The organism is Methylorubrum pseudosasae (genome assembly GCF_029504475.1).
Lineage (GTDB): Bacteria > Pseudomonadota > Alphaproteobacteria > Rhizobiales > Beijerinckiaceae > Methylobacterium > Methylobacterium extorquens.
Map to the genome: position 1 here is coordinate 4,977,414 of NZ_JAQGDU010000002.1, position 21,822 is coordinate 4,999,235.

Consider the following 21,822-nt stretch of genomic DNA (forward strand, 5'->3'; position numbering starts at 1 on the left):
GGGGGATTGGGTCCGGCAGGGCTCAATGCACCGGCGCGGCGGTTCGGATCGCAGGCGCCGCCGGAGGCTCGCCCGTCTGCGGCTCCGGCTCGCCGGCCCCGCCCATCAGCAGCCCCAGGGCCGCGCGGCTGGTCGCAGCGGTCGGGACGGGCGGCGAGAGCGCGCCGGCATGCAGGACGGCGATGGAATCGGCGATCTCGAACAGCTCGTCGAGATCCTGGCTGATCACGACCACCGCGGCACCGCGGCCGGCGAGATCGAGCACGGCCTGCCGGATATGGGCGGCGGCGGCGGCATCGACGCCCCAGGTCGGCTGGTTGATGACGAGGATGCCCGGCTCGGCCAGGATCTCGCGTCCGACCACGAATTTCTGCAGGTTGCCCCCCGAGAGCGTGCCGGCCGCCGGGTCCGGGCCCGCCCCGCGCACGTCGAAGGCGTCGATCACCCGCCGGGCGAGCGCCCGCGCCGCCCCGAGCCGCAGCAGGCCCAGCCAAGTGAGCGGCGCCGTGGCGTGGCGGGAGAGCAGCGCGTTCTCCGACAGGGTCATGGACGGGACGGCGGCGTGGCCGTTGCGCTCCTCGGGCACGAAGGCGGCCCCGAGCCGGCGCCGGGCATTGATGCCGAGCTGGCCCGCCGCCCGGCCATCGAGGCGCACCGCCCTGGCCGTTGGGGCCCGGCTCTCGCCGGAGAGGACGTCGAACAGCTCCGCCTGCCCGTTGCCGGCAATGCCGGCGATGCCGAGGATCTCACCGCCCGCAACGGAGAGTGCGATGTCCCGCAGCGGCGTCCCGTGCAGGCCGGGCGCGGGCCGCGACAGGCGGTCGAGCACGAGGCGCTCGGCGCGGCCCGCGCGGGCCGCCTTCGGCCGCACCTCGCTCACCCCCGTGCCGACCATCATCGCGGCGAGCGAACGGGCGGTCTCCGCCTGCGGATTGCAGGTGCCGACGACCCGGCCGCCGCGCAGGATCGTGGCCCGGGTGCAGAGGCGGCGCACCTCGTCGAGCCGGTGGGAGATGTAGAGCACGGCGCGGCCCTCATCGCGCAGGCGTTCCAGCACCGAGAACAGCACCTCCGCCTCGCCCGGCGTCAGCACCGAGGTCGGCTCGTCGAGGATCACGAGCTTCGGGTTCTGGAGCAGGCAGCGCACGATCTCGATGCGCTGGCGCTCGCCCGCCGAAAGCGACCAGACCGGTCGCGCGGGATCGAGATGCAGGCCGTAATCCGCCCCGAGCCGGGCGATCCGCTCCGCCAGCGCCCGGCCCGTCAGCCCGGCGGGCATGACGAGGGCGATGTTCTCGGCGACCGTCAGGTTCTCGCACAGCGAGAAGTGCTGGAATACCATGCCGATGCCGAGCGCCCGCGCGGCCTCGGGGTTCGCCAGCCGCACGATGTCGCCCTGATGCGTGACGACGCCCTCGCTCGGCTCCAGGAGGCCGTAGAGGATCTTCATCAGGGTCGACTTGCCGGCGCCGTTCTCGCCGAGCAGGGCGTGGATCTCGCCGGCGCGGATCTCCAGATCGACCTGATCGTTGGCGGTGAAGGCGCCGAAGCGCTTGACGATGCCGTAGGCCCCGAAGAGCGGGGTCGGGCCTTCCCGCGAGGCCGGTGCAGCGGAGGCGGCCGCCATCACGCCGTTCCGAACAGGGTGCGTGCCAGCCGGCCGTGCTCCTCGCGCAGGCGCCCCGTTTCGATGCCGACGGGCTCCCCGTCGATCACCCGCCAGTTCCCAGCCACCATCACCCGGTCCGCCCGGTGAGCGCCGCACAGGACGAGCGCCGCGAGCGGGTCGTGGGCGCCGGAGAAGCGGAGTTCGTCGAGGGTGAACAAGGCCAGATCCGCCTCGCGGCCGGGCTCGATCCGGCCGATATCGCTGCGCCCGAGGCAGGCGGCCGAGCCCTCCGTCGCCCAGCGCAGGGCGTCGAGATGGGTCACGGCTTCCGCGCCGTAGGTCAGGCGGTTGATCATCAGGGCGTGGCGCACGCCCTCCATCAGGTTCGAGCTGTCGCTCGAGGCCGAGCCGTCGACGCCGAGGCCGACGGGGGAGCCCGCGGCCTCCAACTCGCAGGTGCGGCACTGGCCCGAGGCCAGCACCATGTTCGAAGCCGGGCAATGGCACACCCCGACGCCGGCCGCGCCGAGGCGCCTCACCTCGTCGTCGTTGAAGTGGATGCCGTGGGCGAGCCAGGCCCGCGGCCCCATCCAGCCGACCTCTTCGAGGTAATCGACCGGGCGCTGCCCGAACGTCTCCAGGCAGAAGGCGTTCTCGTCGAGCGTCTCGCCGAGATGGGTGTGCAGACGGCAATCGTGGCGCTCGGCGAGCGCGGCGCTCTCGCGCATCAGCCGCTTGGTGACGTTGAACGGCGAACACGGCGCGAGCCCGATCTGCACCATCGCGCCGGGTGAAGGATCGTGGAACAGGCGCAGCACCCGCTCGCTGTCGGCCAGAATCGTGTCGTCGTCCTGCACCAGCGTCTCGGGCGGCAGGCCTCCATCCTTCTCCGACAGGCTCATCGAGCCGCGGGTCACGAAGGCGCGGATGCCGAGGCTGCGCGCCTCCTCGACCTGAATGTCGACGGCCGCCTCAAGTCCTTTCGGGAACAGGTAATGGTGGTCGCCCGCCGTGGTGCAGCCCGACAGCAGAAGCTCCGTGTAGGCGAGCCGCGTCGCCAGCCGGAAGGCGTCCGGCGTCAGCCGCGGCCAGATGGTCGAGAGCGCCTTCAGCCAGGGGAAGAGCGGCTTGTTGATCGCGATCGGGTGCGCGCGGGTGAGCGTCTGGAAGAAGTGGTGGTGCGTGTTGATGAGACCGGGGATGACGACGTGGCGCGAGGCGTCGAACGTCTCATCGACCGGGCGGGCGGGCCGGGCGCCCGCGGCCACCACTTCGGCGATGCGGGTACCCTCCACCACGAGCCCGCCGCCGGCCCCGTCGGCGAGGATCGCCAACGGATCGCGGAGCCAGAGACGGCGGGGGCGGGTGCTCGATTCCATCATCCGGCTTCGCGTTTCCTGTCGGGGATCAGAAGATGTGGAAGGCGACGCCGGCGAGGAAGCTCTTCTCCTCGGTGCCCTTGAAGGTCGCGGTCTCCTGGTTGCCGAACTTGTTCAGCCAGTACTGGAAGCCGATGAAGACATCGACCTTGTTGGGCTGATCATAGGCGAGCTTGCCGAGATCGAGCACGAGGTTGGTGCGCGACAGGAATTCCAGCCCGCGCGGCGGGTTGAAGGCGAAGGCGGCGGGGTTGTTGCTGATGCCGCGGCCCTTGGGCAGGACGATGTTGTTGAAGCCGGCCAGCGTCAGCGGCAGACCGGTGAAGGTCAGCGGCAGGCTGTAGACGATCTCGAATTCGGGGACCGTGTTAAAGCTCTGGTCGCGGTCGGGCTGGGTGTTGAAGCCGTTGCGGTTCCACTCCTTGTAGGCGTGGACCGACAGGTTCAGGAAGCCGGCCGGCACGTCGAAGGCGAAGTTCAGGCCGCCGACGACGTCGCGCTTCTTCGAGCCGAAGGCGTCGTTCTGCGAGTTGGCGTCGAAGCCGTAGGAGAGCGAGACCTCCTTGACGATGCCCGGGACCATGAAGGCCTTGGTGCCGGTCAGGGCGTTCAGGCTCAGCGTGCCGCGGTAGAGGCCGTAGGCTTCGGTGTTGCCGTAATCGGCGAAGGTCGGGATGCCGCCGGGCGTGTTGGTCGTACCGGCCGGAAACTGAGAGCCGGATTGCAGGATGTCGAGGGTGAAGAAGTTCGTGCCGTAGGCCCAGGCATCCGCGTGCGAGATGTTGAGGATGTGCTTGGGCGCCTCGCGCGAGCGGAAGCTGCCGTCCGGCCGCTGGATCTGGATGCCGGGCGTGACGGTCGGGAACTGGTAGCGATAGCTGATCTGCGTGTCCGCGAAGAGGAAGAACGGCACTTCCTTCGCGGCCACCGCTTCGGGGGCCCGCTTCTCCCCGAGATCCGCCGCGACCGCCGTACCCACCGTGAAGAGCGACAGTGCCACCGCCGCAAGTCCCCGAACCGACATTCTTCGTTCTCCCCGACCATCCGTGTGGTCGGGCGGCAGCAACGGGGGTGCCAACACAAAACAAGCCGCAGCCCTCGGCGCCTATGCGGCAGCACAAGTCACAAATCCGCAACACATTCTCGGCGTTGCCGGGCTGGGTCGCCAGTGTATGGCCGGACCAGGACGCCTCTTAGAACGGGTGGGAGTTGGAGGACGAGCCGACATCGCGCCGGGGTAATCCGTAGAACCTTCTCCAGGCCGCCCACCGTCCGCTCATGCTGCGCATTTCATGGACGTGATGCTGGCAGGGCCGCGGAGTGGAAGCCGTTTGCGCGCACGGCCGTTCGCGCCATACGGCCGGAGCCGGCGGCGTGCCACCGCGAATTGCACAGGCCGGCGCCAGCCTGACGACACTTCGTGCATCGGCGACGATGATCGGGCACGATTTTTCGGGAGCCGAGCGCCATCATCGCGGCGGCCCGGACGCGCTCCGGCCTCCGGCCCCGCGCGGTCGCTCCGAGGTAGCCCATGCCCGCCCCGCAGCCCCTTCTCGACGCCGAACCCGCACCCCTGCCGTTCGATCCGGCCCGGACGGCCCTCGTCGTCATCGACATGCAGCGCGACTTCCTCGAGCCCGGCGGCTTCGGCGAGAGCCTGGGCAACGACGTCTCGCTGCTCGCCGCCGCGGTGCCGCCCGCCCGCGCCCTGCTGGCCGCCGCGCGCGCGGCCGGCCTCCTCGTCGTCCATACCCGCGAGGGCCACGCGCCCGATCTGTCTGATGCCCCGCCGGCCAAGCTGGAGCGCGGCGCGCCGACGGCGCGGATCGGCGAGCCGGGCCCGATGGGCCGCATCCTGATCCGCGGCGAGCCCGGGCACGATATCATCCCCGAACTGGCGCCCCTCGACGGCGAGCCGGTGATCGACAAGCCGGGCAAGGGCGCCTTCTACGCGACCGGGCTCGCGGCTCTGCTGGAGGCGCGCGGCATCGAGACCCTGATCGTCTGCGGCGTGACGACGGAGGTCTGCGTGCACACCACCGTGCGCGAGGCCAACGACCGTGGCTATCGCTGCGTCGTCGTCGCCGATGCCTGCGGCTCGTACATTCCGGCCTTCCACGAGGCGGGCCTTGCCATGATCAAGGCCCAGGGCGGCATCTTCGGCTGGGTCTCGCGCTCCGCCGCGGTGATCGCCGCCCTCGGCCAGGCGTGAGGCGTCCCTGAACGGCGGAACGCGCCGTGGGCGGGCCTCGCCGGGGTGGCGCGGCCATTGCACTGGACCGGCCGCGAAGCGCCCGATCCTCGAGGGAATCCGATGACCGATCACGCCGCGGAGACGCCGACACCCGATCTCGACGCCTACGCCGCGGCGGCGGCACCCCTGCTGGGCCTCACCCTCGATCCGGCCTGGACCGGGGCGGTCGTCGCCAATCTGCAGGTGCTCCACGCGGCGGCGGCGCTCGTCGGCGGCTTCCCGCTGCCCGACGCCGCCGAGGCCGCCCCGGTCTACACGGCGTGAGCGCGACGACGGATTGGAGCCTCGCCCCGGCCTCCGACATCGCCCGGGCCGTATCGACGGGGACGGTCGGCGCCCGCGACGTGGTTGCCGCCGCGCTGGATCGCATCGCCCGCATCGATCCGGCGGTGAACAGCTTCACCGAGCGCTTGGCCGAGCGCGCCACCGCCCGCGCCGCGGAGCTCGACGCCGCGCGGACCCGGGGCGACAGGCTCGGCCCCCTGGCCGGGGTGCCGTTCGCGGTCAAGAACCTGTTCGACGTCGCCGGGCTTCCGACGCGGGCGGGCTCGCGGATCAATCGCGAGCGGGCGCCGGCCACCCGCGACGCCGCCCTGATCCGGCGGCTGGAGGCGGCGGGCGCCGTCCTGGTCGGGACCCTCGGCATGGGCGAATACGCCTACGACTTCACCGGCGAGAACATCCACGACGGCAACACCCGCAATCCGCACGCCCTCGGCCACATGTCCGGCGGCTCGTCCGGCGGCTCGGGCGCGGCGATCGCCGCCGGCCTGGTGCCGCTCGCGCTGGCCTCGGACACCAACGGCTCGATCCGCGTACCCGCCGCCTTCTGCGGCTGCTTCGGGCTCAAGCCCACCTACGGGCGGCTGAGCCGGGCCGGGAGCTTCCCCTTCGTCGGCAGCCTCGATCATCTCGGGCCGATGGCGCGCTCGAGCCGCGATCTCGCCCTGGCCTACGACGCGATGCAGGGGCCCGATCCCGAGGATCCCGCCATGGCCTCCCGCCCGGCCGAGCCCGCGGCTCCGGACCTCGACCGGGGCGTCGCCGATCTGCGCATCGCGGTCGCCGGAGGCTACTTCACGCAAGGGGGCGACTCGGAGGCCTTCGCCGCCGTCGCGCATGTCGCCCGCGCACTGGGCGCGCGCCGCAGCGTCGTCATCCCGGAGGCGGCCCGCGCACGGGCGGCGGCCTACCTCATCACCGCGGCCGAGGGCGCCGCACTGCATCTCGACCGGCTGTGCAGCCGGGCCGACGACTTCGATCCGGCGGTGCGCGACCGGCTCATCGCCGGGGCGATGCTGCCCGCCCCCTTCGTGGAACGGGCGCAGCGTTTCCGCCGCTGGTATCGCGACGCCGTGCTGGCTCTGTTCCGCGAGGTCGATGTGATCCTCGCGCCGAGCACGCCGGTCCGGGCGCCGCGCTCCGGCGAGACGACCTTCGTCCTCGACGGCGTTGAGTTGCCGGTGCGGCCCAATATCGGCGTGTTCACGCAGCCGATCTCGTTCATCGGCCTGCCCGTCGCCGCGGTGCCGGTCCGGCTCGACGGCGGCTTGCCGCTCGGCGTGCAGGTCATCGCCGCGCCCTGGAACGAGGCGCTCTGCCTGCGGGTGGCGCATCACCTCGAACGCGAGGGCGCGGTCCGGGCGCCGGTCGCGACCGTGAAGGACACGCGATGATCATCGACGACCCCGCGGTGAAGACCGAGGTCGAGCGGGTCTTCGCGACCTACGAGGCGGCGCTCGTGAGCAACGACGTCGCGACGCTCGAACGGCTGTTCCACGACGATCCCCGCACGATCCGCTACGGCGCGGCGGAGAACCTCTACGGCATGGACGCGATCCGCGCCTTTCGCCGGGCGCGGCCCTCGCAGGGCCTTGCCCGCGACCTCGCGGGCACCGTCATCACCACCTTCGGCCGCGACTGCGCCGTGGCAATGACGCTGTTCCGGCGCGAGGGCGCCCCCGGCCGCGTCGGACGCCAGAGCCAGACTTGGCTGCGCTTTCCCGACGGCTGGAAGGTGGTGGCGGCCCATGTCAGCGTCATCGACGACGCTCCCGGTGAGGGCGCGAGCGGCGCCTGACGCGCGCCACCGTAGAGCGCAGGCTGGCCGCCGGTTCAGGTCTTCCGATCGGTGCCGGCGACAGGCGGCTCGGCTCCAGCCGCGGCGGTCAGGGGTCTGACGGATCGCCGCCGGCCCGCGGTGACGTCAGTGGGCTTGCGCGACCTCGGCCTGACGGATCGCCGCCTCACGGGATTCCGCCCGGTCGCCGAATCCGTTGAAGAACAGGTTCAGCCCCACCGCCGCGATCGCGGCGAGCAGGATGCCCGATTCCAGCAGCGGATGCAGCGCATGCGGCATCTGCTTGAAGAAGTTCGGCGCGACGAGCGGGATCATGCCGAAACCGACCGAGACCGCGACGACGAACAGGTTGTTGCGGTTGCGCGCGAAATCGACGCCGCCGAGGATGCGCGTGCCGGTCGCGCCGACCATACCGAACATCACGAGGCCGGCCCCGCCGAGCACGCATTGCGGCACGGCCTCGACCAGGGCCGCGAGCTTCGGGACCAGTCCGAGGCCGAGCATGATGAAGCCCGCGGCCACCGTGACCCAGCGCGAGCGGATGCCGGTGACCCCGACGAGCCCGATATTCTGCGAGAACGAGGTGTAGGGAAACGTGTTGAAGATGCCGCCGATGACGGTGCCGAGCCCGTCCGCGCGCAGGCCCCGCGTCAGCCGCCGCTCGTCGACCGGATCGGCGGTGATCTGCGACAGGGCCAGGAACATCCCGGTCGATTCGATCATCACGACGATCATCACGAGGCACAGGGTGACGACCGAGACCGGATCGAAGCTCGGCCAGCCGAAGGCGAAGGGGCGCACCATGTCGAACCAGGGCGCCGCAGCGACGCGGTCGAGCTCCACCAGCCCGGCAAAGCCGGCCAGCACCATGCCGAGCGCGATCCCGATCAGCACCGAGGCCGAGGCGACGAAGCCCGTGGCGTAGCGGGTGATGGCGAGGATCGCGCAGAGCACGAAGGCCGCGATGCCGAGATAGACGGGGGCACCGTAGTTCGGGTTGCCGACGCCGCCGGCGGCCCAGTTCACCCCGACCCGCATCAGCGAAATGCCGATGACCAGAATGATGGTGCCGGTCACGACCGGTGGGAACAGCGGCAGGAGGCGTCCGATCACCGGCGCGGCGACGAGGCCGAACAGGCCGGAGGCGATGACGGCGCCATAGATGCCGGTGAGGCCGATCGCCGGGTTCGTCCCCATTGAGAGCATCGGGCCGACGGCCGCAAAGGTGACCCCCATCATCACCGGCATGCGGATGCCGATGCCGGGCAGACCCCAGCTCTGAATCAGCGTGACGATCCCGCAGGCGAACAGGTCGGCGCTGACCAGCATGGCCACCTGCTCGGGCGGCAGCTTGAGCGCCCGTCCGATGATGAGCGGGATCGCCACGGCGCCCGCATACATCACGAGCACGTGCTGCAGCCCGAGCAGGCCGAGGGCCGCGGGGGGAACCCGTTCCTCGGGCTTGACGGGCACCCGACCCTCGATCTCGGACGCGGACGCCGGCTGGGAAGACGCCATCAACACCATGGGAGAGATGCTCCGAACGTCCGGACACGTTTGCAGGTGTTATGCCAGAGAGCGACCACGGCCTGTGCCGCCTTCGGCGCGCGGAAGTCCGCCTGCCGCCGGCACTCGTTGCGCCCCGTGCTGTCGAATCGCGCGCAAGATCTGTTCTACCCGGCGAGCCCGGCGCGATGTCATCGATCTGCGGCCCCGTCTCGGGACCATCGTCGATTTCTCAACCCAGCCCCGTCTGGAGGAAGGCTGGCAGCCCCTCCGAGTCATTCTCTCGACGGTGCGGCGTTGCGGGTGGTTCACTCGGCTCATGGCCAAGGTGTCTCGCGGGTGAGAGGCGGTTCAGGGCCGGCTTCTGCCGCGCTCGCTGCACGAGTTCGTGCCGCCCGGGCACAGGGCGCAGTTCGGGCGGGATACGGTGCGGGAAGCGCTCGACCTGTCGGCCCGCCTCTGCACCGAGGAGCGCGGCTACCCGGACGTTTCAGGTTTGGCCCATCACACCACAGCCGGAACCGTACAGCGAGCAGGCCCGTGACTATTTTCCTGGCACAAGCCAATTAAATAATACAAATTTAGTCTGCAAGCACAGCATTGTCTCTTGAGCGACTCGGCGGCCGTTTCCTAGCCTCGCGCCCGGTAATCAACACGAGAGAACGGCCGTGCCCCAGTTGACCTGATCGGCTGGCTTTGGACCGGGCTGACTGAGAGGATCAGCTAGGACCGAAGGAGTTGGACATGCGACGAGGACAGAAGACGAGCGCGGAGCAGGTCGTGCTGAAGCTACGCCAGATCGAGGTGCAGACCGCCCAGGGCAAGAGTTTGGCTTTGGCGTGCAAGGAGGCGGAGATCTCCGAGCAGAGCTATTACCGCTGGTGCAAGGAGTACGGCGGCCTGCAGGTCGATCAAGCCAGGAAGATGAAAGATCTTGAGCGCGAGAACGCTCGGTTGCGCCGGCTCGTGGCTGACCTGTCCCTGGAGAAGCAGGTGTTGGCGGACGTCGCCTCGGGAAACTTGTAGCCCCCGAGCGACGCCGGCAGGCGGTCGACGGTATCCGAGCCAAGTACGGCCTCTCGGAACGTCACGCTTGCCAGATCGTCGGCCAGCACCGCGGCACGCAACGCTACGTGCCGACCGTGCTGGCCGACGAGGATGAGCTGACCCGAGCCATCGTTGCCCTGGCGTCCGAGTACGGGCGCTATGGCTACCGCCGCGTCACCGCGCTGCTGCAGGCAGCCGGCTGGCAGGTGGGCAAGGATCGGGTTCAGCGCATCTGGCGTCGCGAGGGGCTGAAGGTCCCCAACCGACATAGACCCCGCAGCCGCCTCTGGCTGAACGACGGCTCGTGCGTGCGACTACGGCCGCTTCGCCGCAACCACGTCTGGAGCTTCGACTTCATGCAGGCACAGACCCATGACGGGCGAAGCCTGCGCATCCTGACGCTGATCGACGAGCCCAGCCGAGCCTGCCTCGCGCTGAAGGTGGCGCGGCGGATCAACAGTCTCGGCGTGATCGAGGCGCTGGCCGACGCCATGTGCCTGCATGGCATCTCAGAGCACATCCGCTGCGACAATGGCCCTGAGATGATCTCGAAGGCGTTGCGCAAGTGGGTCGCCAAAGCTGGCTCGCGGATCCAGTACATCGCGCCGGGCTCGCCGTGGGAGAAAGGGTACTGTGAGAGCTTCAACGGTAAGCTGCGCGACGAGTGCCTGCGCCAAGAGATCTTCTACTCGCTCAAGGAAGCCCAGGCCGTAATCGCCCTGTGGCAGAACACCTACAACCGCGTCCGGCCGCACTCGTCCCTGGGCTACCGGCCGCCCGCGCCTGTCAGCTTCCCCGATCGGGCCTTCCGGCTACCCATGGCAGCGGCCATGCAGTAGCCTCTCACTCGGCTCGGTCCAAAATACCGGTCAGGTCAGGGCACCCTCAGGTCCGTGTCGTTTATGGATCGGCTGGTATGAAGCGACGCTCCACCGTCGCACCTGTCGATCAGAGATTGGGAAAGGCAGGCTGTGGAAGGCCACAGCTTTGACGAGCCCCCGGCGCCTCCCGGCTTCTAAATCCAGTCGATTTCCTGATCGCATCGATTGGAACTATGCGCTTATCGGATCGTGGCTCCGCCGGCATCTTGAGTGTGCGCCGGTCATGAGAACGTGCGCCGCGAGCCCCGCATCGGGACGCGACCGAACCATGCCGCGTGTGCCGGAAGTGGCCAGCCATGCCTGCCTCCACCATCACCTCTGATCATCCTGCCCTTCAAGCTCAAGCCGTCCTGGCCGGGCGCAGATGCATGCCTCCCGCAGGGCGCGCGCTGCAGCCGCTGCGTATGCGGAGCGGTTCTGTGCTCCTGCTTGGCGCCGCGATCCTGCTCTGGGGGGCGAACTGGCCGGTGATGAAGCTCGGTCTCGGCCATGTTTCGCCCCTGTGGTTCTCCGCTGCCCGGTTCGCCACGGGGGCCGCCTGCCTGTTCGCTTGGCAGGCCCTGCGCGGCGAGGTGTGGTGGCCTCAGCGCAGGGACCTGCCTCGCGTCGCCTCCATCGGCTTGTTTCAGATGATGCTGTTCACGGCCCTCGGGACCGTGGCGATGAGGCATCTTCCGGCGGGGCGGTCGGCGATCCTGAGCTACACCACGCCCCTCTGGGTGCTCCCGGTCGCGGTCCTGGTGTTCGGCGAACGGATCGAGCGTCGGCATTGGGCCGGTCTCGGCTTGGCTGGGCTCGGCGTTCTCGTCCTTCTTAATCCGCACGCGGTCGACTGGGGGGACGGGCAGGTCGTCGGCGCCAACGCCATGCTGGTGGCGGCCTCGCTCGCCTGGGCCGTGTGCATCCTGCACCTGCGCTACGGGCGAGCCTCGGCCTCGGCGATCCAGCTCGCACCCTGGCAGATGCTCCTCGCCGCAGCCACCCTGGCCCCGCTGGCCTATGCCCTCGAAGGTCCCTTTACGGGCGACGGCACGGCGGCCTTCTGGGCCTGCCTCGGCTTCGTGGGGCCCGTCGCCACGGCCTTCTGCTTCTGCGCCGTCAACGCGGCGAGCGCCCAGCTGCCGGCCAGCACGACCGCGACCCTGATGATGGCGGTGCCGGTCACCGGTCTCGCCCTCTCCACGGCAACCCTGCACGAAGACCCGAGCCTCGACCTGATCGTCGGAGCCCTCGCGATCGTGCTCGGCATCGCCGCGAGCGCGCAACGATCCCGTCCCTGACACCCACACCGAACGAGGAGCATTCCCATGAAGGCCGTCGGCTTCCACACCTCCCTGCCCATCGAGAACGAGGCGGCCCTGGTCGACCTCGACCTGCCGACCCCGGTGCCCGGCCCCCGCGACCTGCTCGTCCGGGTTCAGGCGGTCTCGGTGAATCCGGTCGATACCAAGGTCCGCGCCCGGGTCGCGCCGGCCGAGGGGCAGCCGCACATCCTCGGCTACGATGCGGCCGGCCTCGTCGAGGCGGTCGGCCCGGAGGTCCGGTTGTTCCGGCCGGGTGATGCGGTGTTCTACGCCGGGGCGCTTAGCCGGCCCGGCACCAATGCCGAACTGCACTGCGTCGACGAGCGCATCGTCGGCCACAAGCCCGCCGCGCTCTCGGCGGCGGAGGCCGCGGCCCTGCCGCTCACCGCGATCACCGCCTGGGAGGCCCTGTTCGACCGGCTCGACGTCGGCAAGCCGGTGCCGGGGGCTGCCCGGTCGATCCTGATCATCGGCGGGGCGGGCGGCGTCGGCTCGATCGCGACGCAGCTCGCCCGCCAGCTCACGGACCTGATCGTGATCACCACCGCCTCGCGTCCCGAGACCGCTGCCTGGAGCCGCGATCTCGGCGCCCATCACGTCATCGACCACAGTAAACCGTTGGCCACCGAGGTCGCGGGGCTGGGCTTGGGCGCACCGGGCTTCGTGTTCTCGACCACCAGCACCGACCGGCACCTCACCGAGATCGCGGAACTGATCGCCCCGCAGGGCCGCTTCGCCCTGATCGACGATCCTGACAGCCTCGACGTCATGCCCTTCAAGCGCAAGAGCGTGTCGACCCACTGGGAGTTCATGTTCACCCGCTCGATGTTCTCGACCACCGACATGGAGGCGCAGGGCCAGCTCCTCGACGAGGTTGCGCGTCTCGTTGATGCGGGCCGGCTGAAGACCACCCTGGCCGAGCGTTTCGGACCGATCTCGGCCGCCAACCTGCGCCGTGCCCACGCCTTGATCGAGAGCGGACGGGCCAAGGGCAAGATCGTTCTGGAGGGTTGGGCATGACCGGACGATCGCCCTCGACGGCGTGATGGCGCCTGGCTGTACGATCAGCCCTGCTCGGGTCCGCTCTCTCGCGTGCCGACCCGGCTCCTCGACGCGCCCGGAACCGCGCCCGAGACCCTCTCGGGCGCGGTGGAGCGCGTTGCCGTCACGCCGTCGACGGAACCCTCTTCGTCAGCGACACGGACACGCAACGCATCCTCCGGATCGCGCCGGACGGCACCGTCTCGAGCCTGATCGAGGAGCCGCGCCTGCTCCGGGTCGACGTGATGTGGATCGATGCCACCGGACGGCTCTGGATGCCGGCAGCACAGATCAATCGCCTTGCCCTGTTCCGGGGCGGCATATCCCGCGTGCGATACCCGGTGGAAGTCTTCACCTTGCAGGTGGGCGCCGAGCCGCCCCCAACGAACATCACTGAGGAGGGATCATGTCGGACTCGACGAAAACGGGGCGCTTCGACCTGAGGGCCATCGCGGCGGCGCTGCCCGCGACGGCGCAGACGCTGCTGGTCGACACCTACCTCACAGACCGCGAGGCGGCGAGCGCTCGGGTGTTCCGGGTCTATCGTCCCACGCCGCCGCACTACCATGCGACCTGCGACGAGTACCTCTACGTGTTGTCGGGGCGTGGAACGTTCTGGATGGAGGATGCGAGCCAGGAGGCGGCGTTCGGGCCGGGCGATCTCCTGTTCTTCGAACGGGGAACCGTTCATGCCCTGCCGACGATCACGCAGGAGCCGGTCGTCTTCCTCTCGGTCGACACGCCGCGACGCCCACCGACCGACATCGTCTTCGTCGATGCCGCGGACGGGTCACCCGAGACCTTCATAGCCCGCAACGCGCCGAAGGGCTGAGCGCGGCTCGGCCGGCACGGAACGCCGTGCCGCCCCGTGTCACGAAGGTTCGGCCAGCCTCAGAGCCGTCGGTCAGGCGATCCTGTGCAAGAGCTCGATCGCGAGTGGTTCGCCAAGAAGTTCATCGAAGCGCGCGGCGAGCGCTCGGAAGTTCGGGCCATCGGCATGGATATCAAGGGCGGCCTGGCTTTCCCAGACCTCGTACATCACGATCGTGCCCGGCCGCTCTCGGCTCTCGTGGGCCGTGTAAGCGAGGCAGCCGGGCTCCCCGCGCACGGCAGGCGTGATTGAAGTCATGGCCTGTGCCAGCGCCAACGCCTGTCCAACGCGGGGCACCAGGCGGGCGATCAGATGAACGTGCTCGGACATCGTTCTAAGTTCCCCGGTTCAATTTCTGCCCGGCCGTGATCCTACGGCGCGACGCGTATACGCGCCGGACGACTGCCAACCGCTCAGGCCGCGATGGTGAGCCCGTCGTGACCGGCGAGACTCTGGCTGAGGAACGTGATCAGCGGCTCCACGAGGTCGGGCGCCCGGTCCTCGCCGAGCACGCTGACCTCCGTCATCGGCAGGGCCGGCCAGAGGTCGGGCGCACGCAGGATCTGCATGCCTTCCTGCACGAAGGAGCGGCCGAGCAACGTCACCCCGAGCCCGCCCGCCACCGCCGCCTGCACGCCCATCAGGCTGCTCGCCGTGCAGGCGGCGACCCAGTCGCGCCGCACGGAATCGAGGGCAGCGATCATCGATTCACGATAGCTGCACGGCGCTGCCAGCATGACGAGGCGCGCGGGCTTGGTGAAGTCGAGCTGGTAGTCGGCGGAGGCGAGCCAGACGAGGGGCTCGCGCCAGATCACGCGTCCTCGTCCATTCGTGCCGCTGCGCTTGACGATCACCGCATCGACCCGGTCCGCGTCGTAGGCTTCGAGGAGGTTGCAACTCAGGCCCGTCATCAGCGCGATATGGACATCGGGATAGAGCCGACCGAACCGCGCGAGCAGCTTCGGCAACTGACCGGGGATGAAGTCCTCCGACACGCCGAGCCGCAGGGTGCCGCTCGCGGTGGGCTCCCGCCAGGCGCGCATGAACCGGTCGTTGAACTCCAGCATTTGACGTGCCGCAACCAGCAGCCGCTCGCCGTCCGGCGTGAGCCCGAGCATACGGCTGGTCCGGTCGAAGACCCGCCGGCCGAGGATCTCTTCGAGGCGAAGCACCTTCTGGCTCACCGCCGACTGCGAACGGTGCACCACGTCGGCGGCGGCCGTGAAGCTACCCGTCTCGGCGACCGCCACGAAGGCCCGCAGCAGATCGAGCTCCAGATCCGGGTATCGCATGGTTCGGCCGCTTCCCAGTCTTGCAAAAACTCAACACCGAGGCCCGGTCCATCACCGGCATCCTACCCATCAACCGTTCGGCGACCCTTGCCATGGGGCTCACCCCCGGCCGATGAGGGTGTCGACTGAGCGACAGGTCCGTCGAGTTCCTCGACATGCTCGCTGGCCGGGAGCACGACGACCCGCGTCTCGACCGGAACGCGACCGTAGAGGTCGATGATGTCCTGGTTGAACATCCGGATGCAGCCGGAGGAAACGTCGGTGCCGATGGTCTGCGGTTCGGTGGTCCCATGGATGCGGTAGAGCGTATCGCGCGGGCCCTCGAAGAGGTAGAGCGCTCGGGGTCCCAGCGGGTTGTCGAGACCGCCGGCCATGCCGTTGCGCCAGGGCCCGTTGCGGTCCGGCTCCCGCGCGATCATCTCCGCTGTCGGGGTCCAGCGCGGCCACTCGGCCTTGCGTCCCACCCGCGCCGACCCGCTCCAGGCAAGACCCGCCCGACCGACACCGACCCCGTAGCGCAAAGCGCGGCCCTTCTCGCGCACGAGGTAGAGGAACTTGCGGCCCGGATCGACGACCAGCGTGCCCGGCGGTTCGGCACGCGGATAGGCGACCTCCTGGCGGAAGTAGCGGGGTTCGACGCCGCTGATCTCGGTTGCCGGCAGCGGGAAACGCTCGTTGGGGCGCGCGCCGTACATCGCCGTGAAGGCTGCGTTCGGCACCGGTACCAGGGCAGTCTGCTGGGGTTCGTCGGTCACGCAGCCGCCCAAGGCTAGAGCAAGCCAGGTCAGACGGAGGATGGTCGAACGCTTAGGACCGCCACCCTGCCAGGGGGAAGCAAGTGAGCCCGGCTCGTTCATGGCACACGCTACCCTTCCAGAGATGTCCCACGTTCGAGGCCAGCAAGGGACGTCAAACCGCTGAGGAAGGATGCCCCTCGGTGACGACCGAGGGAAACGCATAGTTCTGATGGGATCTAGCTGCCGATCGAATGGGATCGTACCAGCCTGCCTGTGGTCTCTCCGATCGCGGGGACCATGGCTGTCTTGAGCTTCAACCGGTTTCCTCCCGACCAGTGTCGACCCGATGCTGTCCTGGACGGGCGCACCGTCGCGGTCTGCCGACTCGGTGCGGTCGACCTGAACGGCCGGCTGGCGGGCGCGGCGGCGCTGATGACCGCATGGCCGAGTTCCGGAAGCGGATGCTGACCGCGGCGAGGGTCTGATTCGAAAAACCCCGCCGCGGCTGAGCCGGGCGGGGCTGGAGAAGGTGCGCGCGGGACTGATCGCGCGTGAGGCATCAGTGGCGTGCGGACAGCGGCGGGTCCATCCCTGCGCCGAAGCCGAGGGAACACGATCACGTCACCCCGGCGGCGCTCCTCCGAACGGAAGCCCCCATCCGCCAGCAATCCCCGATTTAGGGCCCGGTGCGCTCGATCGCGGGGCCGATGCCTACAGGGGAAGCAATCGTTGAGTGGACCTATACATACGCGTATGCGAACGACAGCGGTCCGATGCGGCGCTCATCCACGATTTGCTTGTATGGTCTATCCCTGGAGAAAGCGAGTATGTTCACTCACATCATGATCGGCAGCAACAACTTGGAGCAAGCCCGGAGCTTCTACGATGCCACGTTCGCCGCTCTGGGAGGCCAGCCCGGTGAGATGGATGCCAGAGGCAGGCTGATTTACTCCCACGAGGGGGGGCGGCTGATGGTCACGAAGCCTATTGATGGCAAGCCGGCAACCGCAGCCAACGGTGGGACGATCGGTATCGCAGCAGCGAACCGCGACCATGTTCTCGCGTGGCATGAAGCCGGGCTCGCGCATGGTGGTACTGCGATCGAGAGCCCGCCCACAGAGCGTCCGAATGGATCCTTTGTCGCCTATCTTCGTGACCCGGACGGAAACAAGCTGACGGCACGGACGCATCCGGGGAAGTGACAATAACCGGCGTCAACTTCACGTCGTTCGAATTCAAGATGGGGGCCAATGCTGGACACCCAAGAAGGGTCGGCACGGTCTAATTTTAGCTTTTCGATCACTGCATTGACAGCCCCGGGCGCTCCACACACGTCGCTCGAACCATCATCCGACGTCTCACGGACAAACGTTGTGATCGGCCCGACGGTGATCTCGGACTTTGCGGATGGCTGCTCGGGAGCGTGGAAAGGGTATGAAAAACCCCGCCGCGGCTGAGCCGGGCGGGGGTGAGTTGCGTCATGGAACGAGAGGTTCCGAAGTGAAACCCCAATTGGGTCAAACGGTTCAGCCTCGGTTTGAAATCGCACCGTGTCGCCGAAACGAAAGACCCCGCGCCGGCGGACCGGGCGGGGCAAGGTGGTTGTGGATTGAGATGCCTGAGAGTGGAAAGACAGCCCTGAGATAAACGGGTGGTTGTGGTCAGATAGTCCCACATCCTGGCGCGGCCCCTCCGAACGGAAGTGCCCCGTCCGCCACCAATCGCCGATGTGGGGCCGGATCGGCTCGCTCAACGGGCCGATGCCGGCAGAGGGTGGGGAGCTGTCATCAGGTTGTCGCCCGAAAGGCGACATTCGGCTTGGCGCCGATCGGCACGGAGCCTGCAGCGGCGGAGACAAGCCAGCTGGCCAACTTCTCGACATCTGCTTTCCGAACCGAGTGGCGCGGGCGAACGACCCAGTAAGGGTGCGCGTCGAGGACAGGCCCGAACGGTTGGACAAGGGCACCGCTCGTCAACTCGTCGGCGGTGAGCACGTCAGAGAGGAGCGCTATCCCCTGGCCGGCGATCGCGGCCTGGATGACATGCCCCTCGTCGCTGAACCGAATGCCCGCTCTGCCATCGACGCCGGTCACCCCGGCATGCCGCAACCAGGCAGGCCAAGTCGGCGTCTCGTCGGTCAGGCGGGGCCACTCAAAATGCAGCAGCGTGTGATGTCTCAAGTCACCCACGGATCGAATGGCGAGGTGGGGACTACAAGCAGGAGTAACGCGCTCGGCTAGAAGCCTGTGAGCGTCGAAATCGGAATAGGGACCCGGCCCGTACCGGACCGCGACGTCCACGCCATCGCGAGCGAAATCGATCAGGCTGTCGGACGCGTGGAGTCGCAGGTCGCAAGCGGGATGCGCGGCACGGAAGTCGGCAAGCCGTGGCACCAGCCACTTCGCGACGAAGGCAGTCGGAGCCGAGAGCGTGAGGACACCGGCCGCGCGCCGACCGCAGATCTGGTCGATGGCTTCGGCAAACGCATCGAAGCCATCGCGGAGCACGGGCAGCAGTACGGCTCCCTGTGCGGTCAGTCGGACCCGGCGCGTCTCGCGGTGGAAGAGGCGCAGCCCCAGGGTTTGTTCGAGAAGCCGGATCTGATGGCTGATCGCGGTCGGCGTGACGCCCAGTTCGTCGGCTGCTCCGCGGAAGCTCAGGCGGCGCGCAGCCGCCTCGAAGGCCCGCAGGGTCGCGAGCGGGGGAAGCGACCTTCGCATCGTCATGGCTGAATGTAGCTCATCCGTCCCGTGAGGAGAACGAGTTCGTCATCCCGTATCCCGGCTGACACAAAGGCGCCTGCCGAGGACAGGAGACTCACTTGAAAGCGATGGTGTTGACGAGGTTCGGCGGGCCGGACAGCTTCGAGCTCCGGGATCTACCCGACCCGAGGCCAGGACCCCGGCAGGTCCGCGTTGCGGTGCATGCGACGTCGATCAACCCGCTCGACGGTCAGATCCGCCGCGGTGACTACGCCGATCAGGTCGAACTGCCTGCCATCATCGGGCACGACGTCTCCGGGGTGGTCGACCAGGTCGGATCCGACGTGACGAAGTTCCGCGTTGGGGATGAGGTCTATTACACGCCGCAGATCTTTAGCGGGCCGGGATCGTACGCGGAATACCATGTGGCGGACGCCGACATCGTGGCGCGAAAGCCGGTCAACCTGACCCATTCCGAGGCCGCGAGCATCAGCCTGGTCGGCGTGACCGTTTGGGAGGGGCTGGTCGAGCGGGCCCGGTTGCAGGTGACCGAGACCGTCCTGATCCACGGCGGCGCCGGCGGCGTCGGGGCCATCGCCGTGCAGGTCGCCAAGGCCATCGGCGCGCGGGTCCTGGCGACGGCACGAGGCAGCGACGCGGCGCTCGTCGAACGGCTCGGCGCCTCGGCCGTCATCGATTTCGAGCGCGAGGACTACGTGGACGCCGTTGATCGCCTGACCGAAGGCAGGGGCGTCGACGTCGTTCTGGATACGATCGGGCGCGACACGCTTTCGCGTTCCCCACGCATCCTCCGCGAGGATGGGCGAGTCGTCACCCTGGTGGACACGGCGACGCCCCAGAACCTCATCGACGCCTGGGGCCGGAACGCGACCTACCACTTCGTTTTCTCTCGCCAGAACGGCAGCAAGCTCGACGCCCTCACGCGCCTCCTCGAGCGAGGCCTGGTGGTGCCGCAGGTCGGCCTGGAGTTTCCCCTCGACGACGTCGCACGCGCCCACGCGCGCTCCGAGGAGGGCCGGCTCAAGGGCAAGATCGTGCTCAGAGTCAGATCGTGACGCCGCCGGACCTCTGTCGGAGTCCCTGACCTGATAGGTCGCGATGTCCTGGAGGTCGAAGACGAGAACGGCATCCCAAAGCCAGCAAAAAAGGTGATAATCGTGAAATTTCGCAACGGACTTGATTCTCTTCTTCGTCCTGAAGACTCCGTACTGGTTCTGATCGATCATCAGCCTTACCAGCTCACGAACCTGAACAGCCACGATCCGCACATGGTCGTGAACAACACGACTGCTCTCGCTAAATCCGCCAAGGTGTTCGGCGTGCCCACCATCCTGACGAGCGTCATCGCGGAGCGCGGCGGCGTCATCTTCCCGCAGGTCACCGATGTCTTTCCGGGCCAGGAGGTGATCGATAGAACGTTCATCAACACCTGGGAGGATGAGAAAGTCGTGGATGCGGTCAAGGCGACCGGCCGCAAGCAGTTGATCATCGCAGGCCTCTGGACCGAAATCTGTGTCGCAATGCCAGCGATCCAGGCCGCAGGCGAAGGCTGGGACGTCACGGTGATCACCGATGCCTCCGGCGGCGTCTCGGTTGAGGCTCACGAAGTCGCCATCCAGCGCATGATCCGGGCCGGCGTGAACATGATGACTTGGCTGGCGCTGGCGGCCGAGTGGCAGCGCGACTGGGCCCGCCTGGATACCGCCGTCGGTCTCACCGAGGTGCTCAAGCAGCACGCTGCCGGCAGCGGCATCGCATATCTTTGGGAACAGCAGCTACTCGCTACGCCTGTGCCGAAAGCTGCAGGCTGATCGAATAGCGGCCGCCCTCGCCGATCCGGCGAGGCGCACGGGCGGCTGGACGGAGCGGTTCAAGGACATCCCGCTGAGCGAGGATGGCTCGATCCATCTCTCGGCCGGCGTGGAGATCCGCACCCGTTACGAGGGCTATGCCAACCTCGACTGGGGATCGGCGCGCCACGATTCCTTCGTCTGGCGGCGCGTGATGCTCGATGCCGGCCTGCAACGTTGGACTGAGACATGAGGGACTCCTTCCCTTCAGAAGGCACCTGTCCCCGGTCTTCTCGGTCGGCCAACGATTTGGGACGTCCCGTCTCCTCGGTCGGATCGATCCTCAGACCTTGGCGATGAGCCTTCGTTCACGGGGAGGCCAGCTGTGTGATCAGCCAGCGGCCGGCCGGGCCCGGCGGGCGCTCAATGGGGTAGACGGCCCACATCGGCAGGAACAGGCCGCCCTTCGGCACGGCGGCGATATCCAGTCTCACGAGGAGACCGCTAGCAAGGTCATCCGCGACGACGTCGAGGGGCATCCCTCCCCAGCCCAGGCCCGAGCGCAGGAATGCGTGCTTCGCCCCGAGATCCGCAAGCCGCCAGGTCCTCGGCGAGAATACGCCGAACTCGCGCCCTTTGGTTAGCTCGCTCCGGTCGGTCAGGACCAATTGGACATGCTCGGCCAAGTCGGCGGTGGGGATCGTCCCCGTCCGTCGGCCGAGCGGATGTGCGGGTGAGGCGACCATCACCAACTCAACCTGGCATAATGGCTCGCGTGCGAGTTCGGGGGGGAGCAGGGGAGTGGCGCCGGCGACCGCGAATGCGCAACGTCCGTCGAGAACCGGTGCGATCACCGCGCCGAGGGTCTCGACCTGTACCCGAAGTGGGGTCCTGGGGAATGCCGGTTGAAACGCGACCACGGCGGCTGTCAGCACCTGGATCGGAAACAGGACGTCGAGCACGATGCTGACCTCCGGCTCCAGGCCGCCGGCGAGGTCCTTTGCGTGCGACTTGAAGGTCTCGGCGGCGGCTATGGTCGCACGGGCATGGGCCAACAGCACTCTGCCGGCTTCGGTCAGGATCGGATAGCGGCTGGAACGGTCGAACAGCTTGATGCCGGACTGGCTCTCCAGGTTGGCGAGGGATTGGCTGATGAGGGACTGAGCGCGCCCGAGCTTGCGTCCGGCCGCCGAGAAGCTGCCGGTGTCGACGGCGGCGACGAAGGTTCGCAACTGATCGAGGGTGAGTTGATCGAGCATCCATCTGTCCAGGTGATGGGACGCATCGAAACATAGAGGCTTCGATGGG

Annotated in this window: 21 protein-coding genes; 12 read left to right on the forward strand and 9 right to left on the reverse strand. The window is 68.4% G+C overall.

Annotated elements, in window-relative coordinates; translation table 11 throughout:
• Positions 1–22: 22 nt before the first annotated feature.
• Genes M2437_RS24530 through M2437_RS24540 form a run of 3 tightly spaced genes read right to left on the reverse strand, consistent with a single transcriptional unit; the run spans position 23 to position 4,012 of the window.
• Positions 23–1,627 (reverse strand): ABC transporter ATP-binding protein, encoded by a 1,605-nt coding sequence (locus tag M2437_RS24530; protein WP_253388939.1) that lies wholly within the window; start codon positions 1,625–1,627, stop codon positions 23–25.
• The gene (locus M2437_RS24535) at positions 1,627–2,991 is read right to left on the reverse strand and encodes an 8-oxoguanine deaminase (protein WP_253388940.1); all 1,365 of its coding nucleotides are present in this window, start codon (positions 2,989–2,991) and stop codon (positions 1,627–1,629) included. The genes M2437_RS24530 and M2437_RS24535 overlap by 1 nt, the downstream gene beginning before the upstream one ends.
• A gap of 25 nt (positions 2,992–3,016) precedes the next feature.
• On the reverse strand, positions 3,017–4,012 hold the full coding sequence (locus M2437_RS24540) for a hypothetical protein (RefSeq protein ID WP_015950587.1): 996 nt from the start codon (positions 4,010–4,012) through the stop codon (positions 3,017–3,019).
• 507 nt (positions 4,013–4,519) lie between these two features.
• Here M2437_RS24540 and M2437_RS24545 point away from each other — a divergent pair.
• The 4 genes from M2437_RS24545 (at position 4,520) to hpxZ (ending at position 7,322) form a co-directional block, all read left to right on the forward strand.
• Positions 4,520–5,200, forward strand: a complete 681-nt coding sequence (locus M2437_RS24545) for a cysteine hydrolase family protein (RefSeq protein ID WP_209688621.1) — start codon at positions 4,520–4,522, stop codon at positions 5,198–5,200.
• A gap of 102 nt (positions 5,201–5,302) precedes the next feature.
• On the forward strand, positions 5,303–5,506 hold the full coding sequence (locus tag M2437_RS24550) for a DUF4089 domain-containing protein (RefSeq protein ID WP_253388941.1): 204 nt from the start codon (positions 5,303–5,305) through the stop codon (positions 5,504–5,506).
• Positions 5,503–6,918: an AtzE family amidohydrolase gene (locus M2437_RS24555; RefSeq protein ID WP_253388942.1), complete on the forward strand. Its 1,416-nt coding sequence runs from the start codon at positions 5,503–5,505 to the stop codon at positions 6,916–6,918. The genes M2437_RS24550 and M2437_RS24555 overlap by 4 nt, the downstream gene beginning before the upstream one ends.
• Positions 6,915–7,322, forward strand: coding sequence for an oxalurate catabolism protein HpxZ (gene hpxZ, locus M2437_RS24560; RefSeq protein ID WP_253388943.1), 408 nt, complete (start codon positions 6,915–6,917; stop codon positions 7,320–7,322). Before M2437_RS24555 ends, hpxZ begins: the two co-directional genes overlap by 4 nt.
• 126 nt (positions 7,323–7,448) lie before the next feature.
• Here hpxZ and M2437_RS24565 read toward each other — a convergent pair whose 3' ends face one another.
• Positions 7,449–8,849 (reverse strand): nucleobase:cation symporter-2 family protein, encoded by a 1,401-nt coding sequence (locus tag M2437_RS24565; RefSeq protein WP_253388944.1) that lies wholly within the window; start codon positions 8,847–8,849, stop codon positions 7,449–7,451.
• A 723-nt stretch (positions 8,850–9,572) separates the two neighbouring features.
• On the opposite strand from M2437_RS24565, the gene M2437_RS24570 reads away from it, so the two are divergent.
• The 4 genes from M2437_RS24570 (at position 9,573) to M2437_RS24585 (ending at position 13,933) form a co-directional block, all read left to right on the forward strand.
• Positions 9,573–10,714, forward strand: a protein-coding gene (locus tag M2437_RS24570) for an IS3 family transposase (protein WP_253388945.1) whose coding sequence is annotated in 2 segments (ribosomal slippage) — positions 9,573–9,840 and positions 9,840–10,714 — 1,143 coding nt in all. Because the reading frame shifts where the segments join, the coding sequence is not laid out codon by codon here.
• A 461-nt stretch (positions 10,715–11,175) separates the two neighbouring features.
• The gene (locus M2437_RS24575; RefSeq protein WP_253388946.1) at positions 11,176–12,036 is read left to right on the forward strand and encodes a DMT family transporter; all 861 of its coding nucleotides are present in this window, start codon (positions 11,176–11,178) and stop codon (positions 12,034–12,036) included.
• A gap of 27 nt (positions 12,037–12,063) precedes the next feature.
• Positions 12,064–13,080, forward strand: a complete 1,017-nt coding sequence (locus M2437_RS24580; protein WP_253388947.1) for a zinc-binding alcohol dehydrogenase family protein — start codon at positions 12,064–12,066, stop codon at positions 13,078–13,080.
• A gap of 427 nt (positions 13,081–13,507) precedes the next feature.
• Positions 13,508–13,933: a cupin domain-containing protein gene (locus M2437_RS24585; RefSeq protein ID WP_003596121.1), complete on the forward strand. Its 426-nt coding sequence runs from the start codon at positions 13,508–13,510 to the stop codon at positions 13,931–13,933.
• Between the two features lie 72 nt (positions 13,934–14,005).
• Here M2437_RS24585 and M2437_RS24590 read toward each other — a convergent pair whose 3' ends face one another.
• The 3 genes from M2437_RS24590 to M2437_RS24600 all read right to left on the reverse strand — a co-directional run bounded on the left by M2437_RS24590 (position 14,006) and on the right by M2437_RS24600 (position 16,121).
• Positions 14,006–14,302, reverse strand: coding sequence for a putative quinol monooxygenase (locus tag M2437_RS24590; RefSeq protein WP_253388948.1), 297 nt, complete (start codon positions 14,300–14,302; stop codon positions 14,006–14,008).
• 83 nt (positions 14,303–14,385) lie between these two features.
• Positions 14,386–15,264, reverse strand: a complete 879-nt coding sequence (locus M2437_RS24595; protein WP_012253262.1) for a LysR substrate-binding domain-containing protein — start codon at positions 15,262–15,264, stop codon at positions 14,386–14,388.
• A gap of 62 nt (positions 15,265–15,326) precedes the next feature.
• Positions 15,327–16,121, reverse strand: a complete 795-nt coding sequence (locus M2437_RS24600) for a L,D-transpeptidase (protein WP_253388949.1) — start codon at positions 16,119–16,121, stop codon at positions 15,327–15,329.
• Between the two features lie 707 nt (positions 16,122–16,828).
• Here M2437_RS24600 and M2437_RS24605 point away from each other — a divergent pair.
• On the forward strand, positions 16,829–17,203 hold the full coding sequence (locus tag M2437_RS24605) for a VOC family protein (RefSeq protein WP_056155584.1): 375 nt from the start codon (positions 16,829–16,831) through the stop codon (positions 17,201–17,203).
• 585 nt (positions 17,204–17,788) lie between these two features.
• Here M2437_RS24605 and gcvA read toward each other — a convergent pair.
• Positions 17,789–18,727, reverse strand: coding sequence for a transcriptional regulator GcvA (gene gcvA, locus M2437_RS24610; RefSeq protein ID WP_253388950.1), 939 nt, complete (start codon positions 18,725–18,727; stop codon positions 17,789–17,791).
• A gap of 95 nt (positions 18,728–18,822) precedes the next feature.
• Between gcvA and M2437_RS24615 the strand changes: the two genes are divergently transcribed.
• The 3 genes from M2437_RS24615 (at position 18,823) to M2437_RS24625 (ending at position 20,767) form a co-directional block, all read left to right on the forward strand.
• The gene (locus tag M2437_RS24615) at positions 18,823–19,779 is read left to right on the forward strand and encodes a zinc-dependent alcohol dehydrogenase family protein (RefSeq protein WP_253388951.1); all 957 of its coding nucleotides are present in this window, start codon (positions 18,823–18,825) and stop codon (positions 19,777–19,779) included.
• Positions 19,780–19,881: 102 nt separating this feature from the next.
• Positions 19,882–20,535 carry a hydrolase gene (locus tag M2437_RS24620; RefSeq protein WP_012253257.1) on the forward strand — a complete coding sequence of 218 codons (654 nt, stop codon included), beginning with the start codon at positions 19,882–19,884 and terminating at the stop codon, positions 20,533–20,535.
• A 109-nt stretch (positions 20,536–20,644) separates the two neighbouring features.
• The gene (locus M2437_RS24625; protein ID WP_277570398.1) at positions 20,645–20,767 is read left to right on the forward strand and encodes a hypothetical protein; all 123 of its coding nucleotides are present in this window, start codon (positions 20,645–20,647) and stop codon (positions 20,765–20,767) included.
• 115 nt (positions 20,768–20,882) lie between these two features.
• On the opposite strand, the gene M2437_RS24630 is transcribed toward M2437_RS24625, so the two are convergent.
• The gene (locus M2437_RS24630; protein WP_253388952.1) at positions 20,883–21,773 is read right to left on the reverse strand and encodes a LysR family transcriptional regulator; all 891 of its coding nucleotides are present in this window, start codon (positions 21,771–21,773) and stop codon (positions 20,883–20,885) included.
• Positions 21,774–21,822: the final 49 nt, after the last annotated feature.

Bases quoted from the DNA above. Each gene is read 5' to 3' on its own strand.
- M2437_RS24530 (WP_253388939.1), bottom strand. From the start codon at position 1,627: ATGGCGGCCGCCTCCGCTGCACCGGCCTCGCGGGAAGGCCCGACCCCG.
- M2437_RS24535 (WP_253388940.1), bottom strand. From the start codon at position 2,991: ATGATGGAATCGAGCACCCGCCCCCGCCGTCTCTGGCTCCGCGATCCG.
- M2437_RS24540 (WP_015950587.1), bottom strand. From the start codon at position 4,012: ATGTCGGTTCGGGGACTTGCGGCGGTGGCACTGTCGCTCTTCACGGTG.
- M2437_RS24545 (WP_209688621.1), top strand. From the start codon at position 4,520: ATGCCCGCCCCGCAGCCCCTTCTCGACGCCGAACCCGCACCCCTGCCG.
- M2437_RS24550 (WP_253388941.1), top strand. From the start codon at position 5,303: ATGACCGATCACGCCGCGGAGACGCCGACACCCGATCTCGACGCCTAC.
- hpxZ (WP_253388943.1), top strand. From the start codon at position 6,915: ATGATCATCGACGACCCCGCGGTGAAGACCGAGGTCGAGCGGGTCTTC.
- M2437_RS24565 (WP_253388944.1), bottom strand. From the start codon at position 8,849: ATGGTGTTGATGGCGTCTTCCCAGCCGGCGTCCGCGTCCGAGATCGAG.
- M2437_RS24580 (WP_253388947.1), top strand. From the start codon at position 12,064: ATGAAGGCCGTCGGCTTCCACACCTCCCTGCCCATCGAGAACGAGGCG.
- M2437_RS24585 (WP_003596121.1), top strand. From the start codon at position 13,508: ATGTCGGACTCGACGAAAACGGGGCGCTTCGACCTGAGGGCCATCGCG.
- M2437_RS24590 (WP_253388948.1), bottom strand. From the start codon at position 14,302: ATGTCCGAGCACGTTCATCTGATCGCCCGCCTGGTGCCCCGCGTTGGA.
- M2437_RS24595 (WP_012253262.1), bottom strand. From the start codon at position 15,264: ATGCGATACCCGGATCTGGAGCTCGATCTGCTGCGGGCCTTCGTGGCG.
- M2437_RS24600 (WP_253388949.1), bottom strand. From the start codon at position 16,121: ATGAACGAGCCGGGCTCACTTGCTTCCCCCTGGCAGGGTGGCGGTCCT.
- M2437_RS24605 (WP_056155584.1), top strand. From the start codon at position 16,829: ATGTTCACTCACATCATGATCGGCAGCAACAACTTGGAGCAAGCCCGG.
- gcvA (WP_253388950.1), bottom strand. From the start codon at position 18,727: ATGACGATGCGAAGGTCGCTTCCCCCGCTCGCGACCCTGCGGGCCTTC.
- M2437_RS24630 (WP_253388952.1), bottom strand. From the start codon at position 21,773: ATGCTCGATCAACTCACCCTCGATCAGTTGCGAACCTTCGTCGCCGCC.